The 23,369-nt window shown below is 67.4% G+C and carries 21 protein-coding genes; 6 read left to right on the top strand and 15 right to left on the bottom strand.

The genetic code is table 11. The annotated features are described in order from the left end of the window. Positions 1–100: 100 nt before the first annotated feature. From trpD to bsrA, 4 genes are all read right to left on the bottom strand, one after another. Complete coding sequence (gene trpD, locus FOZ76_RS16395; protein WP_143949331.1) at positions 101–1,132, bottom strand: anthranilate phosphoribosyltransferase; 1,032 nt, start codon at positions 1,130–1,132, stop codon at positions 101–103. Between the two features lie 31 nt (positions 1,133–1,163). Next, positions 1,164–1,730 (bottom strand): anthranilate synthase component II, encoded by a 567-nt coding sequence (locus FOZ76_RS16390; RefSeq protein WP_143949330.1) that lies wholly within the window; start codon positions 1,728–1,730, stop codon positions 1,164–1,166. 460 nt (positions 1,731–2,190) lie between these two features. After that, on the bottom strand, positions 2,191–3,660 hold the full coding sequence (locus FOZ76_RS16385) for a carotenoid oxygenase family protein (RefSeq protein ID WP_170235492.1): 1,470 nt from the start codon (positions 3,658–3,660) through the stop codon (positions 2,191–2,193). Between the two features lie 196 nt (positions 3,661–3,856). Beyond that, entirely contained in the window at positions 3,857–4,804 is a 948-nt protein-coding gene (gene bsrA, locus FOZ76_RS16380) for a LysR family transcriptional regulator BsrA (RefSeq protein WP_143949328.1), read from the bottom strand. Between the two features lie 67 nt (positions 4,805–4,871). On the opposite strand from bsrA, the gene FOZ76_RS16375 reads away from it, so the two are divergent. The 4 genes from FOZ76_RS16375 (at position 4,872) to FOZ76_RS16360 (ending at position 10,311) form a co-directional block, all read left to right on the top strand. Continuing rightward, positions 4,872–5,804, top strand: a complete 933-nt coding sequence (locus FOZ76_RS16375; protein WP_246129565.1) for a TauD/TfdA dioxygenase family protein — start codon at positions 4,872–4,874, stop codon at positions 5,802–5,804. Positions 5,805–6,408: 604 nt separating this feature from the next. Further along, positions 6,409–7,338, top strand: coding sequence for a catechol 1,2-dioxygenase (catA, locus tag FOZ76_RS16370; protein ID WP_143949327.1), 930 nt, complete (start codon positions 6,409–6,411; stop codon positions 7,336–7,338). A 77-nt stretch (positions 7,339–7,415) separates the two neighbouring features. Next, on the top strand, positions 7,416–8,678 hold the full coding sequence (locus tag FOZ76_RS16365; RefSeq protein WP_425473292.1) for a GTPase: 1,263 nt from the start codon (positions 7,416–7,418) through the stop codon (positions 8,676–8,678). A gap of 31 nt (positions 8,679–8,709) precedes the next feature. Continuing rightward, a complete protein-coding gene (locus tag FOZ76_RS16360; RefSeq protein ID WP_143949325.1) occupies positions 8,710–10,311 on the top strand; it encodes a dynamin family protein in 1,602 nt (533 codons plus the stop codon). 43 nt (positions 10,312–10,354) lie between these two features. Here the strand turns inward: FOZ76_RS16360 and FOZ76_RS16355 are convergent, their stop codons facing one another. The 8 genes from FOZ76_RS16355 to FOZ76_RS16320 form a co-directional block, all read right to left on the bottom strand. Beyond that, on the bottom strand, positions 10,355–11,374 hold the full coding sequence (locus tag FOZ76_RS16355; RefSeq protein ID WP_143949324.1) for a zinc-dependent alcohol dehydrogenase family protein: 1,020 nt from the start codon (positions 11,372–11,374) through the stop codon (positions 10,355–10,357). Positions 11,375–11,407: 33 nt separating this feature from the next. Then, a complete protein-coding gene (locus FOZ76_RS16350) occupies positions 11,408–12,388 on the bottom strand; it encodes a flavin reductase (RefSeq protein ID WP_143949323.1) in 981 nt (326 codons plus the stop codon). A 36-nt stretch (positions 12,389–12,424) separates the two neighbouring features. Beyond that, positions 12,425–13,396, bottom strand: coding sequence for a Bug family tripartite tricarboxylate transporter substrate binding protein (locus tag FOZ76_RS16345; RefSeq protein WP_143949322.1), 972 nt, complete (start codon positions 13,394–13,396; stop codon positions 12,425–12,427). Between the two features lie 147 nt (positions 13,397–13,543). After that, complete coding sequence (locus FOZ76_RS16340; protein ID WP_143949321.1) at positions 13,544–14,077, bottom strand: nuclear transport factor 2 family protein; 534 nt, start codon at positions 14,075–14,077, stop codon at positions 13,544–13,546. A 45-nt stretch (positions 14,078–14,122) separates the two neighbouring features. Beyond that, positions 14,123–14,818, bottom strand: a complete 696-nt coding sequence (locus FOZ76_RS16335; protein WP_143949320.1) for an RraA family protein — start codon at positions 14,816–14,818, stop codon at positions 14,123–14,125. 9 nt (positions 14,819–14,827) lie between these two features. After that, positions 14,828–15,826 carry a hydroxyacid dehydrogenase gene (locus FOZ76_RS16330; RefSeq protein ID WP_143949319.1) on the bottom strand — a complete coding sequence of 333 codons (999 nt, stop codon included), beginning with the start codon at positions 15,824–15,826 and terminating at the stop codon, positions 14,828–14,830. A gap of 10 nt (positions 15,827–15,836) precedes the next feature. Next, positions 15,837–16,703 carry an amidohydrolase family protein gene (locus FOZ76_RS16325; protein WP_143949318.1) on the bottom strand — a complete coding sequence of 289 codons (867 nt, stop codon included), beginning with the start codon at positions 16,701–16,703 and terminating at the stop codon, positions 15,837–15,839. Next, on the bottom strand, positions 16,700–18,064 hold the full coding sequence (locus tag FOZ76_RS16320; RefSeq protein ID WP_143949317.1) for an LLM class flavin-dependent oxidoreductase: 1,365 nt from the start codon (positions 18,062–18,064) through the stop codon (positions 16,700–16,702). Before FOZ76_RS16320 ends, FOZ76_RS16325 begins: the two co-directional genes overlap by 4 nt. A 348-nt stretch (positions 18,065–18,412) precedes the next feature. Between FOZ76_RS16320 and FOZ76_RS27545 the strand changes: the two genes are divergently transcribed. Then, complete coding sequence (locus tag FOZ76_RS27545) at positions 18,413–19,093, top strand: Crp/Fnr family transcriptional regulator (protein ID WP_170235491.1); 681 nt, start codon at positions 18,413–18,415, stop codon at positions 19,091–19,093. Positions 19,094–19,150: 57 nt separating this feature from the next. Here FOZ76_RS27545 and FOZ76_RS16310 read toward each other — a convergent pair whose 3' ends face one another. From FOZ76_RS16310 to FOZ76_RS16300, 3 genes are all read right to left on the bottom strand, one after another. Beyond that, positions 19,151–20,206 (bottom strand): alpha/beta fold hydrolase, encoded by a 1,056-nt coding sequence (locus FOZ76_RS16310; RefSeq protein ID WP_170235490.1) that lies wholly within the window; start codon positions 20,204–20,206, stop codon positions 19,151–19,153. Between the two features lie 14 nt (positions 20,207–20,220). Further along, positions 20,221–21,204, bottom strand: a complete 984-nt coding sequence (locus FOZ76_RS16305) for a Bug family tripartite tricarboxylate transporter substrate binding protein (RefSeq protein WP_143949314.1) — start codon at positions 21,202–21,204, stop codon at positions 20,221–20,223. Positions 21,205–21,272: 68 nt separating this feature from the next. Continuing rightward, the gene (locus FOZ76_RS16300) at positions 21,273–22,361 is read right to left on the bottom strand and encodes a tartrate dehydrogenase (RefSeq protein WP_143949313.1); all 1,089 of its coding nucleotides are present in this window, start codon (positions 22,359–22,361) and stop codon (positions 21,273–21,275) included. A gap of 96 nt (positions 22,362–22,457) precedes the next feature. Here FOZ76_RS16300 and FOZ76_RS16295 point away from each other — a divergent pair, with 96 nt between their 5' ends. Further along, positions 22,458–23,369: a LysR family transcriptional regulator gene (locus FOZ76_RS16295; RefSeq protein ID WP_143949312.1), complete on the top strand. Its 912-nt coding sequence runs from the start codon at positions 22,458–22,460 to the stop codon at positions 23,367–23,369.

The raw sequence follows: 23,369 nt of genomic DNA, 5'->3' as shown, positions 1-23,369 counted from the left end.
TCCTCGAGCGCGTGCCAGGACGCGCGTGGCCTGCCCCGGCCCCGTATCGCCGTTGCGGCGGCATCATGCGGCAGACGGGCGCCCATGTCCTTGACGGGCCTCAAGAGAACCGGCGCGTGTAGGCGGCGAAACTTTCGAGCTTGTCGCGTGCCGCGCCGCTCTCGATGATGCCGAAAGCCTGGCGGATGCCTTCGTCGATGCTCGGCGTGCGGCCCACCGCGTACAGGGCGAGGCCGGCGTTGTACGCCACGATGTCGCGCGCGGTGCCGGGCACATTGTCGAGCGCCTCGAGCACCAGCGTGCGCGACTCCTCCCGGCTCGATACCTTGATACTGCGATTGGAGACCATGGACAATCCGTAGTCTTCCGGATGAATCTGGTATTCGCGGATTTCGCCGTCGCGCAGCTCGCCGATCAGCGTGGCCGCGCCGAGCGAACCCTCGTCCATACCGTCCAGCCCATGCACGATCAGCACGCGCCGGGAGCCCAGCCGCTGCAGCACTCTCACCTGGATGCCGACCAGGTCCGGGTGGAACACGCCCATCAACTGGTTGCGCGCGCCCGCGGGGTTGGTGAGCGGCCCCAGGATGTTGAACATCGTGCGCACCCCGAGCTGCTTGCGGATGCCCGCGACGTGCTTCATGGCGGTGTGGTGCGCCGGCGCGAACATGAAGCCGATGCCGGTGGCGTCGATGCACTCGCTGATCTGCTCAGGCGATAGCTCCAGGTTGACGCCCAGCGCTTCGAGCACGTCGGCGCTGCCGGAAGAGGACGAAGCGCTGCGCCCGCCATGCTTGGCCACGCGCGCGCCGGCGGCCGCGGCCACGAACATGGCGGTCGTGCTGATATTGAAGGTGTGGCTGCCGTCGCCGCCCGTGCCGCACAGGTCGAGCAGGCTGTCCGGGTCGGCCGCGCGCACCGGCGTGGCGAACTCGCGCATCACCTGGGCGGCGGCCGTGATCTCGCCGACCGTCTCCTTCTTCACGCGCAGGCCCATGAGCAGCGCCGCGGCGAGCGGCTCGGCCAGCTCGCCGCGCATGATCTGCCGCATCAGGTGCAGCATCTCGTCGTGGAAGATCTCCCGGTGCTCGATGCAGCGGGTCAGCGCTTCATGGATCGATATCGCGGTCATGGTCTTGTCCTTGTCTCGAGGAGGCTGCCGCTTACAGCGCCAGGAAGTTCTTGAGCAGCGCGTGGCCGTGCTCGCTGAGAATGGATTCGGGGTGGAACTGGACCCCGTAGACGGGCAGCGTCCGGTGCCGCAACCCCATGATCTCGCCGTCGGCCGTCTCTGCGGTCACTTCCAGGCAGTCGGGCAGGCTCGCGCGCTCCACGGCGAGCGAATGATAGCGGATCACCGTGTAGGGCGAGGGCAGTCCCGCGAACACGTCGCTGCCCGTGTGCGTGACGGGCGAGGTCTTGCCGTGCATGATTTCCTGCGCGCGCACCACCTTGCCGCCGAAGGCCTCGCCGATCGCCTGATGGCCCAGGCACACGCCGAGTATGGGCAGCTTGCCCGCGAAGTGCCGGATCGCGGCGAGCGAGATGCCCGCCTGCGCGGGCGCGCACGGCCCCGGCGAAATGCACAGCCGGTCGGGCGCCAGCGCCTCGATCTCGTCGAGCGTGATCTGGTCGTTGCGCACCACCTCGACCTCTTCGCCCAGCTCGCCGAAGTACTGCACGATGTTGTAGGTGAAGGAGTCGTAGTTGTCGATCATCAGGAGTTTCATGGGATCTCTGGCTGCAGGAGTGAGCGAAAGGATGACCGGGATCAGGCGTGCGCGACCGTGCCTGCTGGCTGGCGGCGGACGCGGCGAGCGATCGGGTGGGGGGAACACGGGAACATCGGCCATCTCCTGGGGTTGGAGCCGCCGTGCCGGATGAGCGCTTGAGTCGGGAACCTGTGCCTACCAGAACGGCGGCAAGGTGCGAGGTATGTACGCAACGACGTGCCGCTTCCTTATTGGAAGCGCCACCACTGGGTTGTGAAGGTCGGTGCGCAGGTCATGTATTTGACGCGGAGTGAGGAAAATCCCCGGGGTTCGCGGATCCGGGCATTCTACCGCCGGCCGCTGCGCCTGTCGAGGCGAGGATGGCCCGTTCGATGATCAGGCCGAGCCAGCGCCCACGCTGATCGGGGCGGATGAGTGTGAGGCGCGCGGGGTACAGGCTGGCAATACCGCCTTCGAATTAGCCCGACATCCACGACCCATGCAGCCCGACCGGCACCCGGCGCGGCAGATGGACGACGGCCAGCGGGGCATCGGCGAGATTGCGTGCATCCAGTATATGGAAGGCGCCCTGTGCCTGGCCCTCTTCGTGCACGAAGGTGAACACGTAGCCATCGTCCTCGTCCGTGGCACCCGGCGCGGGCACGAAGACGGGTTCGCCCACGGTGGAGCCCGCGGCAAACCGGTGCACGTCCTTGGCGCCGGAGGCCAGATCGTAGCGGGCGATGGCCTCGAACGTGCCCGCCTGGGGCGTCCAGCCAGGCCGCGGCTCGCGCAGGCCTACGTAGCCGTAGCGCGTCGGACGGCCCAGATAGGCGTCGTTGACGCGGCCGAACTCGCAGGCCCGGGTGTCTATGGTCTCGTCCCGCACCACGCCCGAAGACAGGTCGATGACGATGCGGTGCAGCTCGAGGCGGCGCGGCTGCGGGCCCAGGCTGAAGGCGTCGTACCAGGGCATCGCGACTTCGATCCGGCCGTCGCGCTCCCAGGCGTTCACGGTATGCCAGTTGAAGAATGGCGGGCCGTCGAGCCAGCGCACGTCGGCGGCCGTGCGCGCGTCGCGGGGAACGAGGGCGATGCGCGTGCCCCGTTCGGGTTGCCAGGTCGCCGGCGGGCCCGCCGGCCCCAGGTCGAACACCAGCGGACAGACGAAGGCGATCACGTGATTCTCCGTCAGGGCGATGTCGTGGATCATGGCCGGCCATGGGGCCTGCAGAGGGACCCGGCGGTCGGGCACACCGTCGCGTCCCACGCGCAGATAGAGCAGGGCGCCGCTCTCCAGGTCGTACTGGATGGACAGCAGTTCTCCTGTATGCGGATCGATCTTCGGGTGCGCGGACATCGGGCCCTGCAGCTTGCCGTCGTAGTCGTAGCGGCCCAGTGTGGCCAGTTCGGCATCCACTTCGTAGGGCTGTCCTCCCTCGTAGAGGGCCAGGTAGCGCCCGGCATGGCGCACGACATTGGTGTTGGCCAGATTGGCGTGCGGCGCGGGCGCGAACGTCGAGTTGTAAATCCGTCGGCCGGCGGCGATCTCCTTGGCCAGCTCGGTGGTCATGACCCAGCGGTTGCGATAGCGCGCCTTGCCGTCGGCGAGGTGGATGGCATGGACCATGCCGGTGCCGTCGAACGGATAGCTGTAGTGCGCATCGGGCTCGAACCGCGGGTTCGGCCCATTGCGCATGTAGGCGCCGCGCAGCCCCGCGGGAATCTCGCCATCGACTGCGAGGTCCTGATCGTCGCGTTCGTCGAAGACCGGGGCGAAGGCGCGGGTGAGCGCGGGGTTCGGGCTGGTCCAGGCAGGCATGTCGTGCGCTCCGGCGATGCTTGCGGCCGCGGCAAGGTGGGTGGGTGAACACAGAGGTAGTGCCGCGGCGAGCAGGCCGCTGCGGCGGCAGAACTCGCGTCGGCTGGTGTTCCGGGGTGGCTGCATGATGCGAGCTCTGCATAAGAAGATGGACGGGCCGCGGCCCGGCGGCTGGCCGCCGGGCAGGGAATCAGCCCTCATTCGGCGATCGTTCTTCGGCGGATGAAGAGCGCCTTCGGCATCAGGATAGGTGTGCCCGGTCGCACTTGCCAAGGGCAAAGGCTGCGTTTCGTGCCGTCGTCAGGCCAGACGCGCCTGATGGTCAGGCGGTGCCGCGCTCCGGCTTCAGATCGGCCCGGCCCCTGGGCCGAAGCGCGGTTTGCAGAATCTGCTCCTTCAGCCATTGCAAGCCAGGGACGTGCTCCTGTTTGCGATGCCATATGAGGCTGATCTGTATCGCAGAGACTTCGAATGGAAAATCCGCGATCTGAACGTCGTATCTGCGAGCGAAGTGTCTGGCCAGATTCAGAGGCACCGTGCCCAGCAGTTCGGTGCGGGCGACGATGGCTGGAATCGTCAGGTAGTGCGGCACTTGCAGTTGCACATTGCGTCGCACTTTGGCCGAGCCCAGAACAATTTCGAGCGGGCTGCCGCGGCCGGCCCGGGGCAGAATCGAGACGTGCCGCGCGGCCAGGTACGACTGCTTGTCAAGGCCGCCGTTGAACGCAGGATGCCCTGCGCGGCCGATGACGGCGAGAGTTTCCTCGGTGATCGGTTGATAGAGAAGATCGGGATCGTCGAAGTACAGATAGTCGATCGCCAGATCCAGCTCCCCGCTGGCCAGGCGTCGTGGAAGCAAGGTCCCTTCTTCGGGCAATACCTGCAGTATCACCTGCGGCGCCAGCGACTTCAGCCGAGCCATCAGAGCCGGCAGCAGCCGAAGCTGCCCATCGTCATTCATCGACAAGCGGAAGATCCGTTCGGTGTCCGGGTGGAAACCCTCCTGGGCGCCAATGCCGGACTGCAGCAGGAACAAGGCTTGTCGCACCGGCCTGTGCAGTGCGATGGCCTCCGCGGTCGGTTCGAGCCCCTTGGCGGTGCGGCGGAACAGCGGCTGCCCTAGCTGCTCGCGCAGGCGGCTGAGCGCGTTGCTCACGGCCGGCTGACTCTTGTGCAGGCGCTCGGCGGCGCGCGACAGGTTGCGCTCCTGCATCAGCGTGTCGAACACCAGCAGGAGGTTGAGGTCGATCTTCTGCAAATTCAGCTTCATGAATAACGCTCATCGGAAATATCCATTGGCATGAAAATAATGGCATCGATAGACTGCAAAGCCAAGCGTGCTATCGACGCTCGATGCCAGGCAGTTGCCGAGCGCACCTTCCCGGCCGCTTTCATATGACCGACTCAAGATTGAAGGAGACGTGATGGAACTTCATGTTCAGCCACAGGACGCGTCCTGTGGCGCAGTGGTGAAGGGCGTGGACCTGAGGCGCACGCTGACGGATGCGCAGGTCGCCGAAATACGCAAACATTGGCTCGAGCATCAAGTCCTCGCATTCGTCGACCAGGATCTGGCCGTCGAGGACATCGAGCGCTTCGCCCTCACGATCGGCCCGTTCGGCTCCGACCCCTTCTTCGAGTCGATTCCCGGTCATCCCCATGTCGCCCAAGTCCGTCGAGACGCCGACGAAAAGACGCCCATATTCGCCGAGAACTGGCATTCGGACTGGAGCTTCATGGCGACGCCGCCGGCGGCGACTTTGCTGTATGGCAATGTCGTTCCGCCGGTGGGGGGCGACACGCTGTTTGCCGACCAATATGCCGCTTGGGACAGCCTTTCCGCCGACCTGAAGTCTCTGCTGGCCGAAAAGCGCGGCATACATTCGGCAGGTCGAGCCTATTCACGCGACGGCGCCTACGGAGAAAAGGACAAGGGCCGCTCGATGAAGATCCGCTATTCGGACGAGGCGCTGGCGAAACAATCGCACCCCATCGCGCGCAAGCATCCCGAGACCGGGCGCATCGCCTTGTTCGTCAGCCCCGGCTACACCATCGGCATCGAAGGCATGAGCGATGACGAAGCCAAGCCCATCCTGCGCGCGCTGTTCGAACACCAGGCTCGCCCGGAGGTCGTGTACCGCCACCGCTGGTCGCAGGGCACGCTCCTGCTGTGGGACAACCGTTGCGTCAACCACGCTGCCACTGGCGGCTACGACGGACACGCCCGCCTTCTGCATCGCATCACCGTGGCGGACCGCACCTTGCTGTGATCGCTGCCGTTCCGCTCATCCGGAAGGCGGAACGAGACGGGGGGCCGGTCCCTTGAGTCCACCGAACCAGGCGTGGGCTCGGCCGGCCGGACGGGCTGAGCAATACCTGCCACGGCGTATCGGCGCGCGGCAATCCCTGCGCCGAAGCCTTCTCGCTGTCACACGTGAAGTATCCGCATAACTAGAAAGAAGCCCGGCCCCGGTTCCCCGGACCGTCGGCAGGGCTCGCAGCGGCTTCACGAGTGCGAATACACGCGCCTCCCCTGCGCCGGGCCCTGTGGCGCAACGGCCCGCGCCAGGGAATGCGGCCATACTTCTGCGGTATGGAATCCATCCCCAAAAGTGTTGGACGCTGCCGGGCGGGCGAGTGAACATACCGCAGCAGGGATGCGGCTTCGCGCCACGAGAAAAACCAGCCTACCGCGCCGGACGGGAAAAGACGGCGGCGGAAAGACGCATTCGGCACGGTGGCGTCGGCACACGCCCGTCGGTATGGTCAGCCGACTGGGCAGCGGGCCCGTCGCGTCCCCAGGGCATCGCCGGCGGCGCCCCGCGCCGCCGGACTACATACGTTTGCGATCAGCACCCCCACGGAGGAAACAAAATGAGCGTCAAAGTTTTCGAGGACAAGGAAACGCAGGACCTGCTGAAGGCCGCCACCAACATCGACGGTGCGCAAGGCAATCCCCGGTTCAAGCAGATCCTGCATCGCCTCCTGTCGGACCTGTTCAAGGCCATCGACGATCTGGACATCACCCCGGATGAATTCTGGACGGGTGTGAACTACCTCAACAAGCTGGGCCAGGACGGCGAGGCCGCCCTGCTCGCGCCGGGGCTGGGCCTGGAGAAGCTCCTGGACATCCGCATGGATGCCGAGGACCGTCAGGCCGGGCTCGAGGGCGGCACGCCGCGCACCATCGAGGGCCCGCTGTACGTCGCCGGCGCGCCGGTCAAGGACGGTGTGGCGCGCATGGACATCGATCCGGACCCGGACGCCGGCCCGCTGGTTATCCACGGCACCGTGACCGGTCCGGACGGCAAGCCGGTGGCGGGAGCGCTGGTCGAGTGCTGGCACGCCAACTCCAAGGGCTTCTATTCGCATTTCGATCCGACCGGCGCCCAGACCGAGTTCAACCTTCGCGGCGCTGTGCGCACGGGCCCCGACGGCAAGTACGAGTTCCGCACCCTGATGCCGGTGGGCTACGGCTGTCCGCCGCAGGGCGCCACGCAGCAACTGCTCAACCAGCTCGGCCGCCACGGCAACCGCCCGGCGCACGTGCACTTCTTCGTGACCACCGACACGTTCCGCAAGCTCACGACGCAGTTCAACATCGAGGGCGATCCGCTGATCTGGGACGATTTCGCCTACGCGACGCGCGAGGAGCTGATTCCGCCCGTGACCGAGAAGACCGGCGGCACTGCGCTGGGCCTGAAGGAGGACACGTACAAGGACATCGAGTTCAATCTGTCGCTGACGCCGCTGGTCCACGGCAAGGACAACCAGCTCGTGCATCGCGTTCGCGCCGCGGCGTAAGCGCTTGCCGCCACCATAGCGGGCACAGACCCGCGTGAACCTGGCTGAGTCCGGGACAACCGCATGAGGAGATGACATTGTCTGCCTACGATGCCCGAAGCCCGGCCGAGCACGACATCCTGGCCGTGCTGCCTGGGCGCGTCGACGACTTGGCGCGCTTGCGTCTCCTGACCCGGGCCGCGCAGCCGCCGACCGTCACCGTCGTCGGCAAGTACAACCACGGCAAGAGCCGCCTGCTCAACGAACTGCTCGGCAGCGATGCCTTCGCGGTGTCCGACCGGCGCGAAACGACGGTACTGGCCGAGCAGGTCGTGGATGGTGTGCGCTGGCTCGACGCGCCCGGCCTGGATGCCGACGTCGACAGCGAGGACGACCGCCACGCGCTGCAGGCCGCCTGGCTGGAATCGGACGTCCGGCTGTTCGTGCACGCGGCGAAGGAGGGCGAACTCGACGCCGCCGAGCGCAGCCTGCTCGACACGCTCGGAGCCGACGGCGAGAGAACCCACCGCCAGACTCTGCTGGTGCTGTCCCAGGTCGATCAGCTTGCCGACGCGGCCAGTGCCGAACAGGTGGCCAGCGCCATCGGCGCCCAGGCACCGCACATGCCGCTGCACGCCGTATCCTCCACCCGGCACCGCCAGGGCGTGAAGGGCGGCAAGGCCCTGCTGGTCGAGCACAGCGGATTGCCCGCGCTCAGGGCGTCGCTGCAGACGGTGCTCGCGCGCGTGCCCCAGGCGCGCACGCACGAGGCGGCACTGCTGCGCGGCGAGATCGGCGCTGAGCTTGCGCAGCGGCGGGCCGAGGGCGAGGAGCGCCTGGGCGCGCTGCGCCGAGAGCAGGCCACGCAGCGGCTAGCCTTCGACGCCGGCCTGAACGCCGTGCTCGACAAGGTGGGCGGCGACATGCGGGCCTACCTCGAGACGCCCAGCGAGGGCCAGGCCCTGGTTCCCGACGGCGCCGGCGATGCCTACCGGATCACCGCCGGCAAAGTGGAGCGTTCGCGCAACCAGATCGCCTATTCGCGGGCCTGCATCGAGATCGATGCGTTTCTCGCGGGCCATGGCGTCATCGGCCTGCCGGCGGATCGACACACGCCGGCGCGCAGCCTGAACACGGTGATGGTGGCGGTGATGGGCGTGTCGGTGAAGCATCGCGAGCACCTGCGCAGGATCTTCTGCGAGCCCGCGGGACGCGAGCGTCTGCTGCGCGAGTTCACGCAGTACTACGAACAGTCGGACGACCGCGCGGCCCTGGCCCGGCGCATCGCCGAAGCCCAGACCGAGGTCGCGGGCGCGCGACGGGCGCTCGCGGCCTTGCGCACGCTGGGAGCGCCGGCATGATGCGCTCGAACCGGTACGCGGGACGCGGGCCATGAGCGCACGGCTGGAACAGGAAGCGCGCTTCGTCGCGATGGCCGATGCGCTGGCGCTGGCATCGAACGATGTCGGGCATGTGCTGCGCCGGCTGGACGACTGGCTGGGCGGCTTGCGGCGGGATCTGGCGGGCCATGCGCCCGTCTGGCCCGGCCTGCGCGAGGACGGCGAGATCGCCCGCGAGGCACGGGCGCTGGACGCGCGCATGAACGCCGTCGTGGGCGGCTGGGCGGAACGGGAAGCCGACCTCGGCCGGGCCCAGGCATTGGCCGAGCGTTTCGACGCGCGTATCGTCCTGCTCGTCTTCGGCAAGTTCAACGCCGGCAAGAGCGCGTTCTGCAACCTGCTCGCCGAGCGCTTCGCCAGCCACGGCAGCCAGGCGCGCTACTTCCACATCGAGGACGGCCGCATCGTCCAGACGCCGGAGCGCTTCGTCGAAGGCGCAACCGAGGCCACCGCCCGATTGCAGGGCGTGTATCTGGCCGAGCGGCTGGTGCTGCTCGACACGCCCGGCCTGCACTCGGTCACCGGCGAGAACGCCGCCTTGACGCGACGCTTCACCGACAGCGCCGACGGCGTGCTGTGGCTCACCAGTTCCACCTCGCCCGGGCAGGTGCAGGAACTCGATGAACTCGCCCGTGAACTGCAGCGCGGCAAACCGCTGCTGCCGGTCATCACGCGCAGCGACGTGTTCGAGGAGGACGAGCTCGACGGCGACATCGTCAAGATCCTGCGCAACAAGACGACCGACAACCGCGCGTTGCAGCAGGCCGACGTGCAGGTGCGCGCGCAGGCCAAGCTGCGCGCGATGGGCGTGGACCAGGGTCTGCTGCGCCCACCCGTGTCAGTGTCTGCCCACATGGCGCGCGAGCACGGCCAGAGCCCGGCCGCCCTGGCCGACGCCGGCTTCGCCGGGCTCTACGAGGCCCTGAACGCCATCGTCGGGCCGGCCGTGGACTATCGGCGGCGCAAGGCTGCCGAGATGCGGCTGCACCACCTCGAAGAGCACGTGTTCGGTGCGCTGCAGGCCGAGATCGCCCCGCGCCTGCAGCACCTGGATGCAACGCTGCAGGCCGCACGCGCGCGGCTCGAACCCGCCGCCTCGCGCATCGCCGCCGCGATCTGGCGTGGCGTCGTGCCGGCGCTGCCGGGCCTGCTGCAGGACCATGCCGACAGCGCCGACGCGCGCGCCGTGTGCACCGCCGCCGCGCGCCGGCTGACCGCGGTCGCGGCCCACGCCGTCGAGACGGTCCTGGGGGCCGAATATCGCTTGGACGCCGGCCTGCCGCGGGTCTGCCTGTCCCTGGCCGAGGGTGTGGGTTACGAACGGATCACACTGGACGGCGATGACCCGGACGTCGGCCCGTCCTTGCCGCAGGGGGAGCCATTGCTGGTCGGCGTGAGCCACGAACGCCTGCATGCCGCCCTGCAGGACGAAGTGCAGCGGTGGGCGAACCGCCTGGCCGACCATGCCGCCGCGCAGGCCGAGGCGTCGCTGCTGCGGCTGGCTGACGGCGTGGCGGCGCTGGGCCGGGTGCTGCGGGACGCGGGGCAAGCGCTGGACGAGGCGAAGGCCCGACTGCGCACGCAGGACGGCTGAGCGGAGTGATGAACAACTCTGCACCGGAACCGAGCGGTATCGGTCAGGCAACGCGTACCACGATCTTTCCGATGTGTTGTTGCCCCTGGAGATGGCGAAACGCGTCGGGGGCCTGTTCGAAGTCGAAGCAGCGGTCGATGACGGGCCGCAAGCCGCGCGCTGTCACTGTGCGCACGAGTTCCTCGAGAGCCACGCGGTCGCCCACGCTGATGGAGCGAATGGCCGCGCCGCTTCCTTTGAGATGGAAGTAATCGATGCTGGGACGCTCCCGGCTCAGGAAGCCGATGAGGACGACTTCCCCGCCCCACCGCACGGCGTGCAGCGACTGTTCCAGGGTTGCCGGACCGCCCACCTCCACGACCCTGTCCACACCGTAGCCGTTGGCGAAGGCCTTGGCGGTGAGGCCCCATTTCCTGTCGCGCGTGTAGTCGATGACGTGGTGCGCGCCGAGCGCACGCAATTGTTCGGCCTTGATGCTGTTCGACGTGGTGGCGACCACCGTGGCGCCGAGGGTCAGTGCGATCTGCACGGCGAACACGGACACTCCGCCCGTGCCCAGTGTGAGGACGGTGTCGCCCGCGCGGATGGGCGCTGTACCGGCCAATGCGCTCCAGGCGGTCGTCCCTGCACAGGGCAAGGTGGCAGCTTCCTCGAAGGACAGGTGTGGCGGCATGGCCGTTACGGCTTCCTGCGACACCACCTTGTATTCGCAGAGCCAGCCGTCGGTCGTACTGCCGTAGGATTCGCTGCCGCCTCTCATGGCGAAGGGGGGCCGTCCCCCGAACCAGCGAGGGTGGAAGCACCCGATGACGGCGTCCCCCGGAGCAAAGGCGTCGACGCCCTCGCCAACGGCCATGACCTCTCCGGCAGCATCGCTGCACGGTATCAGGCCAGGCTCGGTGGGATGGATGTATTCGCCGATGCCGATGGCGAGGTCGCGATAGTTCAGTGCTACCGCGCGCACCCGGACGAGCACCTCGCCGCGCTGGGGCTGCGGTGTGTCTTCGTGGTGCACGGCCAGCCCCGCCAGGCTTCCCAGCGTGTCGAATCGATAGGCGCGCATGGATTTCTTCCTTGGTATGGGCCAGCGTGTCGTTCACTGCGCGGGACGCAGCCGGCTCAGCAGTGCCTGCAGCAACTCGCGCGCCGCGGCGAGCTTGGGTTGGGCAAGACCCTCCAACAAGGAGCCTTCGAGGCTGCCGAAGCGCTCCGTCATGGTCTTGAGCAAGGCGCGCCCGTCATCCGTGAGCATGTAGCCGCCATCCCTGCGAACGACGTAGTGTCGCTCCTGCAGGCTGGCAAGCGCATCATCGGTGGCCTGCCGTGCGACATAGGCCTGCTCGGCGATCTCGTCGGAACTCAGAGGTTCGCTACCGCGCAGGGTGGACAGCACCCGGCCCTGCGGCAGGTCCAGGCCTTCGCGGGTACGCAGCTCGTCGAAAGCGCTCGAAAGCTGTATGCCCACCAGCGAAAGCGCCGTGGTCAGGCGTACGGTCTGCTGCCCTGCCGCCGACGGCCCCGACGGGGCCGCCCCCTGTGCGGCCGAGGTGACCAGTTGCGGGTGATCCTCCGCCATGGCATAGCGTCCTTGCGCATACAGCAGCGGATGGCCCGCGTTGCGCGCATAGTGGCGCACGCGGCCGATGAGGATCATGTGATCGCCACCCCGGTGTCTGGCCTCCACCGTGCATTCCAGGCAGGCGAGTACCGCGGGCAGCACGGGCTCGCCCAGTTTGCCAGGATGCCAGGGTACTCCAGCGAATTTGTCTTCGTCCCGTCCTGCAAACCGCTGTGACAGATCGATCTGGTCCGTCGAGAGGATGTTGATGTTGAACTGCGGTGCGGACGCGAAGGCGGCGTAGCTGCGCGAGTCCAGCCCGATCGACCAGAGCACCAGGGGCGGGCTCATCGAAACCGAAGCGAACGAGTTGGCTGTCACTCCCACAGGCCGCTCGCCGTGCCGGGTGGTCATCACGGTGACGCCGGTGGGAAACTGGCCGAGGCAGCGGCGCAAGGCGCGCTGGTCTAGCAGCGGATCTCCGCTTTCAAGCGGCTCCATGACAGGTGGTGTGTGCATTTTGTTCCTTACGCGAGAGGTGTGTAAAAGCCCGCATCAATTCGCGCTGATGCCCGCCTTCTTCACGAGATGCTGGTACATTTCAATTTCGGAAACGATGAATGCCCGCAACTCCTGCGGCCCGAGCTCGGCGTTGGATATGCTGTCGTTCTCTTCCAGGTATTTGACGATCTCCGCAGAAGCCATGGTATCGCGCACGGCGTCGGACATCTTCTGCACGATGTCGGCGGGAGTTCCCGCCGGCATCAGCAGCGACGACCACGTGTTGAAAACCACGTCGTAACCGCTTTCCTTCAGCGTCGGAACCGATGGCAGGCTGGAGGCGCGTTGTTCCCGTGTGACGGCCAGTGCGCGTACCTTGCCGGCGTCCAGATTGGGACGCATCACAGCAATGAAATCGAACAGCACATCGATGCGGCCGGCGAACAGGTCGGAATAAAGGCCCGCCGAATCCTTGTAGGGCACGTGTGTCATACGGGTGCCGGTGTTCACCTGGAACAGCTCGGCTGCCAGGTGCGCGCCCGTGCCGTTGCCCGGGGAACCGAAGGTGACCTCGCCTGGGTGGTTCTTCAGGTGTTCGACGAGTTCGTGGACGCTCGTGTAGGGCTGGGATGCAGCGGTCACGAGGACCAGGGGGCTGGAGGTCAATCCGTTGACCGGGGCGAAGGACTCCAGCGGTGCATAGGGCAGATCCTTGTACATGGAAGGATGCGACGCGATCGGGCCGGACGAACCGTAGAGCATCGTGTAGCCGTCGGGCTTGGCTGCTGCGACGAACCGTGTACCGATGATGCCTGCGGCACCGGCGCGGTTGTCCACGGTGATGGTCTGCCCGAGCCGGGTTGACAAGCCGTGCGCAATGCGGCGTGCCAGTACGTCCGTGACGTTGCCCGCCGGGAAGGGAACCACGAAGTTGATCGGGTGAGTGGGATAGGCCTGGGCCCGGGCCAGCGCTGGCACCAGCGCAGTGGCGGCGGTGAGCAGGGTGAAAGCACGTCGGCTGATCATGGAGATGTCTCCTGGTCTCTTGCTTTGATGGGTTCAAACAGCAGCATGCAGGTAGGCGGATGTTCACGCGGCCGTGCCGGGAACCCCCGCTGGGCCCGCAGCAGCACCGCGCGCTTGCATCCCGCAAGTGGGCTCAGGACGAGACGCTCAGAGCGGTGTGCGGTAGCAGGGATCGTTGCGGTCCTGGGAGCCTTGCGGCCACTCGTTCTGGGCGCTGGGGAACACGAACGGCCGCGTTTCGCGGCGCGTGAAGTTGCGATAGAACTCCCGCCGGGCGATGCGCCAGACGCCGTCGGCTCGCCGTTCGAAGCGGTCGATGTAGCGGTTGGAGTTCAGGAAATTGACGGATGGATCGTCGCCCGGATGGGCCCAGTAGAAGGAGAACTGGTAGGTCTCCGCCACTGCGACGTCTCCGGCGACATCGCACAGGTGGTTCATGATGTGGTGCTGCGAGCCGGCGAACCGCTTCCAGCCCTCGAACTCCTTCTCCAGGTACTCCTCGATGGTGCCGCGGTGCAAACCGCATTTGCGGCCCAAGTGGATATCGATGGCTCCAGGATGGAAGCAGGACAGGATCAGCTCCTTATCCAGGCGGTCGCAGCCGCGGCAATAGCGGCAGAGCAGTTCGTAGATCTCCTGCTTGTCCACCAGTTCCTGCAGCTTCTGTTCCAGTGTCTTCATGGGGGTCCTTTGCTGGATGTCCCTGCGGTGGGAGAGTGATCGTTTTCAGATCTTGCGGACGTGGCCGAAGCGGTCGTTGGCCTTGTATGCCTGCTCGGCGTCCTCGCCGGCCTGCATGCGTTCTCTTGTGCGTTCCTCCGCCGCGATGACGCGTTCGGCGTCCTCGGCGATGCTGTGTACACCTCGGCGCGGGATCACGATGACGCCCTCTTCGTCGCCCACGACCAGATCGCCCGGATGCACCGTGACGGCTGGTTGCGACTGGCCCGGCATCTGCACGGCTTCGTCGCAGGCGACGATGGCGTAGCGCCCGCCGCTGGCCGTCGGCGTGACGAAGCGGGCGCGTACCGGGACGCCGAGCGCAGCGATGCTGCTGCGGTCGCGGTAGGGGCCGTCGAGCACGATGGCCTGGCAGCCGCGCTGCTTGAGCGCTACGGTCATGTTCTCGCCGAGGATGGCTGTGGTGCGATAGCCGCCTGTGGCCACGACCATGACCGCGCCGCGGTGGATGCGTCGGTACATCTCGAAGCGGATGTCCGGCGGGTGTTCGTTGCCGCCCGTGCTCTGGCCGCGCACGCAGAAGGCAGGCCCCGCAAAGGAACCGGAGCCGTCGAAGCTGCGCAGTTCATGGCTCAGCAACTGGTCGGGGCAGCCCGCCTTGGCCATCACGTCGCTGAGGACGGCTACGGGGATGCGCCGGTAGCGCTCGAGCAGGTCGGGAGACAGGGTGTCGTCGTGCATGGAATGTCCTCAGGCGAGCCGAGCGCGCGTATGTCCGCGCACCGCGTCGCGATTGATGGGATAGTCGGGCCAGCGGTTGTCCAGTACGGCCAGGGCCGCCTGCGCCGAACGCAGGGACGAGCGCCGCCGCGCGGCCAGGGTGGCGCCGCCGATGTGGGGCGAGAGCACTACGTTCTTCAGCGCGAACAGCGGGTTGTCGCGCGGTGGCGGTTCCTGCTCGAAGACGTCGATGCCCGCGCCGGCGATGCGTCCGGTGCGCAGGGCATCGCACAGCGCCGCTTCGTCAATGATTCCGCCGCGCGAGGTGTTGACGATGATGGCGTCGCGTTGCATGAGATCGAGCTCGCGCGCACCGATCAGGTGCCGCGTGCCGTCCGTGAGCGGCAGGTGCAGCGACACGATGTCGGCGCGCTGGAGCAGCGTATCGAGATCGGGCATCTTCTGCGCGCCCGCTGCCGCCATGGTGGCGGCGTCCACGGTGGGGTCGAAGGCGATGAGCGTCGATCGAAAGCCGCCCTGACACATCCGGCCCGTGGCGCGCCCGATATTGCCGAAGCCGACGAGGCCCACCGTGGATTCCCACAGATCGCCGAATACCCTCCTTTCGCGTTCGGCGAAACCCCCGCCGGTCTTCACGATCTCGTGAATGTCGGGCACGTGCCGCAGCGTGGCCAGCATCAGGACGACGGCATGCTCGGCAACGCCCAGCGCGTTGGCGTCGCCGCTGTTGGCCACCACGATGCCCAGTTCCGTTGCTGCGGCCACGTCGATGGTATCCACGCCCGCGCCGTGCTTGGCCACGATGCGCAGGCGCGGGCACTGTGCCAGTATTTCCGGGGTCACGACCAGCGAGCGCGTGATGACCGCGTCGGCATCGCGCAGCGCGTCCAGCATCTGCGGGTCGGTCGCGACGCCGTAGTGGACCTCGCGCACTTCGCAGGTCTGCCGCAGCAATTCGATCCCCACCTCGTGCATGGGGGAGGAAACAACAACAATGGGTCGAGCCATGCTTTTTCTCTCATATTTCACCCAGGTAGAACCGGGCAGGGTTATCCTGCAATATCCGGCGGGCCACTTCGACGCCACCGGCCCACTCGGGCAGCAGGTCGAGCAGCGCGCCGTCGTGAGGCATCGGGCCGGCGATCATGGGATGTGGCCAGTCCGAGCCCCAGACCAGTTGGCTGGGGGCCGCCCTGGCGAGGGCTTGCGCCCAGGGCCTTGCGCGTGGGTAGGGCAGGCCGCCGGGATCGATCTTGTAGGGATGCGAGAGCTTCGCCCACAGGCTGCCCTCGCGCAGCATCGCCAGAAGCGTCTGGAAGCTTTCCGGGGAGTGCGTGTCTTCCGCGCGCGGCGAGCCCATGGCTTCCACCATGACCGGCAGTGTCAGCCGTTCGACATGCGGCAGGAAGCTGGCGAGCGCTGCGGCGTCCGATGCATAGACATCCAGGTGCCAACCCGTGCCGCGCAGCCGCGCGGCCATGCCGGCCAGCTCGCCGGCTCGTCCGGGGCCGTCCCACCACAAACGCACGCCGCGTACGCCGGCGTCGTGCCATTGCGCCATCTGCCGGTCGTCCACTGCGAGGGCGTTCATCTGGACGACCCCCAGCAGCCGGCCGTCGGCGCGTTGCAGCGCGTCCACCAGCGCGGCGTTGTCGTCGCCGTAGACGCTGGGCTGGACCAGAACGCCATGACGCAGTCCGAGCCTGTCGAGGTTGGCCAGATAGTCCTCCACTGTCTGTTCGGGAGGCGTGTAGCGCCGGGCCGAACCGTAGGGAAAGGCGGACACCGGCCCGAACACGTGTGCATGGGCGTCCCAGCCATCGCCGGCGCACGGCCAGGACGGCGGCTGCGTGGGCGCAGCAGGGGGGCAGGTCGGCAGGTTCATGGCTTGCGAAAGCCCGCGCCGTAGTGGCGGGCGTCGAGCCGTGGGCCCGGCTGCCCGGTAATGCTTTCGCGCAGGGTGCTGCCTTCGTAGGCACGCCAGACTCTGCCGCGCTGCTGCAGTTCCGGCACGACCAGTTCCACGAAATCCGGCAGGGTCCGCAGCGGCATGTGGTCGTTGATGTTGAAGCCGTCCAGATCCGCACGCTCGAGCAGTTCTTCCATCTGGTCCGCGACGGTGGCGGGCGAGCCGATGATCGTGATGCCGCCGGCTGATCGCGACATCGTCTCCGCCACCTGCCGGGGCGTCCACGTGCGTTCCGGATCGTTGCGTGTGAAACGCTCCATCGCGGAGCGGATGCCGTCGGTCTCGATGTATTCCAGCGGGCGGTCCAGGTCCATCTTCGAGAAGTCGAGCTGCATCAGCGAGGCCTGACGTGCGAGCGTGCCCGTCAGGCTGATGAATCGCATCTGGTCCGCCGCCTTCTCTTGTGCTTCCTTATCGGTAGGTGCGACGATTACCGAGATGCCCGCCATGATCTTCACGGCGCGAGGGTCCCGGCCTGCCTGGGCCGTGAGCTGGCGTATCTCGTCCACTGTCCGGCGCAGGCCCGGGACGTTCGGGTTCACGAGGAATACCGCCTCCGCATGGCGCGCGGCGAAGGCTTTGCCCTTGTCGGAGGCTCCGGCCTGGAACAGTGCCGGCGTACGCTGCGGTGACGGCTCGCACATGAACGCGTCGAGCACCCGGTAGTACTTGCCCTCGTGCTGTAGCGCATGCACCTTGCGCGGTTCGATGAATACGTTGCGTTCCCGGTCCATCACCACTGCGTCATCTTGCCAACTGCCTTCCCAAAGCTTGTAGACGACGTCCATGAACTCGTCGGCCATGGCGTAGCGCTCGTCGTGGGGCACCTGGTGGTCGTAGCCGAGATTGCGCGCCGCGCTGCCGACGGCGGAGGTCACGATGTTCCAGCCGATGCGGCCGTTCGTGAGGTGGTCCAGCGTAGTCATCCTGCGCGCGAAGCTGTAGGGCTGCTCGTAGGTCGTCGCAACCGTCAGGCCGAAACCCAGGTGCGAAGTGGCCGCCGCCATTGCCGAGATCGCGAGCATCGGATCGTTCAGCGGCAGATGGATGGCCTCACGGAACGCTGCGTCTGCGTTGCCGCCGTATACATCTGCGATACCGGAGAAGTCGGCCATGAACAGACTGTCGAACTTGCCGGCTTCCAGCGTCTTGGCCGTTTCGATCCAGTACTCCAGCGTCTTGTATCGCCATGCCTGGTTGTCGGGATGGCGCCAGAGGCCGATCGCCGTGTGGCCCACGCCGGCGATCTTGAAGCCATTGAGATGAATGCGTTTCATCGTTGTACGTTTTCGCGGGTTGCGTTGGCCTGCTGTCCATCCCTGACGGGAGAACAGAAGAAGCAACTGAAGGGATGGCTGGACCTGTGCGCCGTGCCGGCGCCAGGCAGAGGTGCGAGCGTTAGCGTCGGCGCTCGCCCGGGTACCGAAGGCGAGGCGGGGTGGGAGCGGATTGCCGCAGCCCGGTGGCGGGAGCCGGGGAATTTTGGTACATGGCGATCTCCTCAATGCGCATCGCCAGCGGCGGTGCGTCGAGGATGTAGCATAGGAAGACTACGCATCCAACATTGTCCAGCGTTTGACAATTGGCGCGGTCCGCAGACGAAAAAACGATACGGAGATCTGTCTATGGATGAACTCGCCGTCAAGGCGTTCGACAGTCGGGTGGATTTCTCGGCCATGCTGCCTCCGGTGCTGCGCACGGCGGTGGAGGACGCGACGCGGCGCAGGCGCTATCCGGCTGGGGGCGTGGTGTATGCGCAGGGTGTGTCGGGCCGGGAGGTCTATCGGGTGGTGTCGGGTGCGGTGCGGATGTACTACCTCAGCGAGGACGGGCAGGAGTTCGTTCACAACATCTACCAGGCCGGAGACTGGTTCGGTTTCAGCACGCTGATCGATGGCGAACCCCGCGCTCAGATGGCCCAGGCACAGACGAACCTCGTGCTCGACGTCCTGTCCGAAGAGGAGTTCAACGCCTTTCGCAGATCGGATGCGGCTTTCGACCGCGCACTGTTGCTGCTGCTCAGCCGTGACGTACGCCGGCTCATCGGGCGCGTCAACAGCGTGGCCTTCGAACCGCTGCCGAGCCGGCTGGCATGGCGCATCATCAAGGCAGTGCAGGCGGACGAGGACGGCCGCCTGTTGGCAAGGATCTCGCAGTCCGAACTCGCGGTGATGGTCGATGCCTCGCGCCAGCGCGTGAACACGATCCTGAGGCAGTTCGAGGCGGAGGGGCTGCTGGTCCTGAGCTACCGCGCGATCGAGGTCATCGATCGCGCGGGCCTTTCGCGCCGCATCATCAAGCCCTAAGGTGTGTCGGGAACCAGCCAGGCCCTGGTAGGGCGAGGCCTGCGCCTTGGCCCGTGGTCATCCCTCGCCGATCGGCGCAGCCGGCCCGGCGTACATCGTTTGCGGGACGGTGTCGACGGACAGCCCCAGGAATTGCCGCACGATTCGGGCGATCGCCGCGGTCTGCGGCGAGCCCGGGTCCGGCCGCCACGCAAGATGGCCCTTGGGTGAGGCAAACACGGCGAGTTCGGCGCGGGGGATGCCGCGCGCCAGGCATTGCGCCTGGCTCATTCCCAGCAGCCGGTCCTGTTCGCAGGCGAGCACCAGGGTGCGGGCGCGCACGCCTGCCAGCGCGCGGGCGGTCTCGCCGCCGAAGGGTTGGCCGACATCGTGCGCCGCCGAGGCTTCGTAGCGGCGCAGCAGGTCCCATGCATCCCACTGGGCGAACCATTCGCCCGTGCCGGCGCAGGCCGCTGCGGCCTGCGCCTCCGTGAGCGAGTCGAGATAATCGTCGCTCACGGTCCAGGGGAAGTAGTGTCGGCCGGCGGCCCGCAGCCCCGCCAGGGGCGGTTGGCGGTAGGCGCCGTCCTGCCAGGCCGGGTCCAGGCGCACCGTGTCGATCAACTGGCGCACGACGTTGCGAAACAGCGTGCCTGCACGGCACGCCGGCACGAGCAGCACCGCCTGCGCCGCGTGCTCCGGGTAGTGGACGGCGTACTCCAGGGCCTGGAACGCGCCCATCGACGCGCCGGCGACGACGGCCACGGGCGTCGCGCCCAGTCCGAGGCCGTCGCGGGCCAGCAGGTGATGCGCCCGCGCCATGTCGCGCACGGTGTAGCGGGGAAAGCGTTCGCGCAGGCCTTCGGACGGCCGGGACGAGTCGCCACCGCCGATACCGTCGGTGAGCACGACGCAGTATCGCGACGGATCGTAGGCCAGCCCGGGGCCGACGTGCCCGGCCGCGCTGTGCCGGACATTGCCCGTGCCGGGCATGACCAGCAGCAGGTTGTCGCGCGCGGCGTTCAGGGTGCCGTAGCGGGTGTACGCGATGCGCAGCGAGGGCAGTTGCTCCCCGGACTCGAAGCGAAAGCCGGGGATCTCGTAGTGTGCCTCTTCGATGGCGGGGCCGGGCATCCGAGCGTCTCCGGTCAGCGGCTGGCGGAGGCCCGCATGGCGCGGATGGTGTCGCCCCATTGCGCGTACTCCCCGTCGACCATGTGCTGGAACGCCGCCGCATCCTGGCGCAGCGGCTCGTGCATGGCGGAGGCGAGTTCGGCCTCGTAGCCGGGGTCGTCCACGAACGAGAGAATGGCCTGAGAAAGCCGCTCGACCACCTCGCTCGGCGTATTCCTCGGTACCATCAATCCGAACCAGGTCCGCTCGGCGAAGCCTGCCACGCCGGCCTCCTTCATCGACGGTACCTCGGGCATGAAGGGGCTGCGCACTTGCGCCGAGTAGGCGAGAGCCTTGGTGTTGCCCGACTTCACCTGCGTAATCGCGGTCGTCGGGCCGTCGAACACGAAATCCACCTGGCCCGCCATGAGATCGGTCAGGGCAGCCGCCGAGCTCTTGTAGGGGATGTGCAGCAACTGCATGCCGGTCGTCTGGGCGAACAGTTCGGAATACAGGTAGGCGATGCTGCCGATGCCCGCCGAGGCATAGGTGACGCTATCCGCCGGTTTGGACTTGGCATAGGCCACCAGATCCTGCACCGAGTTCCACGGTGCGTTGTTGCGGGTGAGCAGCACCATTCCGCCCTGGGCGAGTGCGCCGGCACCGGCCAGGGCCGCCTGCGGGTCGAAGTTCATGTCCGGGTAGAAGTGCGGGAAGGTCGGCAGCGACGAGCTGGCGAAGAGAATCGTGTAGCCGTCGGGTGCGGCCGCCGCCACTGCGCCTGCGCCGATGGTCCCGCCCGCACCCGGCCGGTTCTCGACGACCACCGGCTGGCCGACGGCATCGGACAAGCGCCGTCCCGCGATCCGGGCCAGGGCGTCGGTGGTGCTGCCTACGCCGATGCCGACGACGAGCTTGAGGGGCTTGCTGGGGTAGGCCGGGTCGGCAGCGGCCGGGCCGGTGGCGCAGAACGCGGCCAGCACAAGGCCGAGCGCGCCCAGATGCTTTCTGGCGAGCATGATGGTCTCCTTCGGGTTTGTCCGGCCGTCCTTTGCGGCGGCCGGTTGCCGGGCTCCTCCGGCGGGGGTCAGACGATCCGGTCTGCGATTGCCTTGCCCATTTCGCTGGTCGACGCGGTGCCGCCCAGATCGCGCGTGCGCGGGCCTTCGGCGATCACCGCTTCGATCGCGGCGAGGATGGCGTCGTGCGCTTGTCGGCCCGCGCCCTGGCCTTCGGTCAGGAAGTCCAGCATCAAGGCGGCGGACCAGATCATGGCGACCGGGTTGGCGATGTTCTGGCCGTAGATGTCGGGCGCCGACCCGTGCACGGGCTCGAAGAGGGACGGGAAGCGGCGGTCGGGGTTGAGGTTGGCGGACGGGGCAAGGCCGATGGTGCCGGTGGTGGCCGGGCCCAGGTCGGACAGGATGTCGCCGAACAGATTGGAGGCCACCACGACGTCGAAGCGGTCCGGCTGCAGGACGAAGCGCGCGGACAGAATGTCGATGTGCTGCTTGTCCACCGCCACCTCCGGATAACCCTCGCCGATGGCGTCGGCGCGCTTGTCCCACCACGGCATGCTGATGGCGATGCCGTTGGACTTGGTGGCGACGGTGAGCCGCTTGCGCTCGCGCTGGTTGGCGAGTTCGTAGGCGTAGCGCAGCACGCGGTCGGCGCCCACGCGCGAGTAGACGGATTCCTGGATCACGATCTCGCGCTCGGTGCCCTCGAACATGATGCCGCCGAGCGCGGTGTACTCGCCCTCGGTGTTCTCGCGCACGACGAGATAGTCGATGTCGCCGGGCCGGCGGCCGGCCAGCGGGCAGGGCACGCCTTCGAAAAGACGCACCGGGCGCAGGTTGACGTACTGGTCGAACTCGCGGCGGAACTTGAGCAGCGAACCCCAGAGCGAGACGTGGTCGGGGACGGCGGCGGGCCAGCCCACGGCGCCGAAGAGAATGGCGTCCACGTCCGCGAGCCGGGCCTTCCAGTCGTCCGGCATCATCTTGCCGTGCTGCAGGTAGTAGTCGCAGTGGGCCCAATCCATGTGCACGACGTCCAGGCCGATGCCGAAGCGCTGCGCAGCGGCCTGCAGCACGCGCAGGCCCTCGGGCATGACTTCCTTGCCGATGCCGTCTCCGGGGATGGCGGCGATGCGAAACCTGCGCTGCGTGGACATGGTGTTGGGATCCGGCGATGTTGACGATGGGAGGAATTCTGCATCGTGCATACGATACGTACAATGACGCCATCGTGAATGGATTGTGTCCATATCGTGCATAATATTCCTGCCAATGAAGACCTGCGGGTGTTCCTCACCGTTGCGCGCCAGGCAAGCTTCGCCGCGGCGGCCGAAGAACTGCGGGCCTCGACGGGCTACGTCAGCAAGCGCATCCGCGTGTTGGAGACCGTACTGGGCGTGAAGCTGCTGCACAGGACCACGCGCCGCGTGAGCGTGACCGAGGACGGCGAACGCGTGTTCCACTGGGCGCAGCGGGTGCTCGACGACGTCGACCAATTGATGCAGGAGGTGGCGCTGACGCGCAGTTCGCCGCGCGGCCTGCTCCGGGTGAGCAGCAGCTTCGGGTTCGGCCGCAACATCGTCGGGCCCATGGTGGCACGCCTGGCCGAGCGCCACCCCGGCCTGCAGGTGCGCCTCGAAGTGTTCGACCGGCTGGTCGATGTGGCAAGCGAAGGCTTCGACCTCGATGTCCGCGTGGGCGACGAGATCGCGCCGCACTTGATCGCGCGCCGGCTCGCCGACAACCATCGCCTGCTGTGCGCAGCACCCGCCTACCTGGCCCGGCGCGGCACGCCGCGCAGCCTGGACGATCTCGCCAACCACGATTGCCTGGTCATCAAGGAGCGCGACCACCCCTTCGGCGTGTGGCGTCTGCGCGCCGCGACGGAGGAGCGCACGGTGAAGGTGACCGGGCCGCTGTCCACCAACAACGGCGAGATCGCCGTGCAATGGGGCGCCGCCGGGCGCGGCATCATCCTGCGTTCGCGCTGGGATGTTGCGCCGCTGCTGCGCGACGGGCGGCTGGTCGCGCTGCTGCCGGCATGGCGGCAGGAAGCGAACATTTGGGCGGTCTACCCTTCGCGGCTGGCGACTTCGGCCAAGGTGCGCGTGTGCGTGGAGTTCCTGCAGGACGAGTTTCGCCGCTTCGGCGCCGCGGCCGTGTGA

This window comes from Verticiella sediminum (assembly GCF_007558815.1).
Lineage (GTDB): Bacteria > Pseudomonadota > Gammaproteobacteria > Burkholderiales > Burkholderiaceae_B > Verticiella > Verticiella sediminum.
Note: the sequence above shows the minus strand (reverse complement) of the source record. Positions and strands in the feature narration are given on the sequence as shown.

Coding starts and splice junctions, on each gene's coding strand:
- trpD (WP_143949331.1), bottom strand. CDS start 1,132: ATGACCGCGATATCGATCCATGAAGCGCTGACCCGCTGCATCGAGCAC.
- FOZ76_RS16390 (WP_143949330.1), bottom strand. CDS start 1,730: ATGAAACTCCTGATGATCGACAACTACGACTCCTTCACCTACAACATC.
- FOZ76_RS16385 (WP_170235492.1), bottom strand. CDS start 3,660: ATGCAGCCACCCCGGAACACCAGCCGACGCGAGTTCTGCCGCCGCAGC.
- bsrA (WP_143949328.1), bottom strand. CDS start 4,804: ATGAAGCTGAATTTGCAGAAGATCGACCTCAACCTCCTGCTGGTGTTC.
- catA (WP_143949327.1), top strand. CDS start 6,409: ATGAGCGTCAAAGTTTTCGAGGACAAGGAAACGCAGGACCTGCTGAAG.
- FOZ76_RS16360 (WP_143949325.1), top strand. CDS start 8,710: ATGAGCGCACGGCTGGAACAGGAAGCGCGCTTCGTCGCGATGGCCGAT.
- FOZ76_RS16355 (WP_143949324.1), bottom strand. CDS start 11,374: ATGCGCGCCTATCGATTCGACACGCTGGGAAGCCTGGCGGGGCTGGCC.
- FOZ76_RS16350 (WP_143949323.1), bottom strand. CDS start 12,388: ATGCACACACCACCTGTCATGGAGCCGCTTGAAAGCGGAGATCCGCTG.
- FOZ76_RS16345 (WP_143949322.1), bottom strand. CDS start 13,396: ATGATCAGCCGACGTGCTTTCACCCTGCTCACCGCCGCCACTGCGCTG.
- FOZ76_RS16340 (WP_143949321.1), bottom strand. CDS start 14,077: ATGAAGACACTGGAACAGAAGCTGCAGGAACTGGTGGACAAGCAGGAG.
- FOZ76_RS16335 (WP_143949320.1), bottom strand. CDS start 14,818: ATGCACGACGACACCCTGTCTCCCGACCTGCTCGAGCGCTACCGGCGC.
- FOZ76_RS16330 (WP_143949319.1), bottom strand. CDS start 15,826: ATGGCTCGACCCATTGTTGTTGTTTCCTCCCCCATGCACGAGGTGGGG.
- FOZ76_RS16325 (WP_143949318.1), bottom strand. CDS start 16,703: ATGAACCTGCCGACCTGCCCCCCTGCTGCGCCCACGCAGCCGCCGTCC.
- FOZ76_RS16320 (WP_143949317.1), bottom strand. CDS start 18,064: ATGAAACGCATTCATCTCAATGGCTTCAAGATCGCCGGCGTGGGCCAC.
- FOZ76_RS27545 (WP_170235491.1), top strand. CDS start 18,413: ATGGATGAACTCGCCGTCAAGGCGTTCGACAGTCGGGTGGATTTCTCG.
- FOZ76_RS16310 (WP_170235490.1), bottom strand. CDS start 20,206: ATGCCCGGCCCCGCCATCGAAGAGGCACACTACGAGATCCCCGGCTTT.
- FOZ76_RS16305 (WP_143949314.1), bottom strand. CDS start 21,204: ATGCTCGCCAGAAAGCATCTGGGCGCGCTCGGCCTTGTGCTGGCCGCG.
- FOZ76_RS16300 (WP_143949313.1), bottom strand. CDS start 22,361: ATGTCCACGCAGCGCAGGTTTCGCATCGCCGCCATCCCCGGAGACGGC.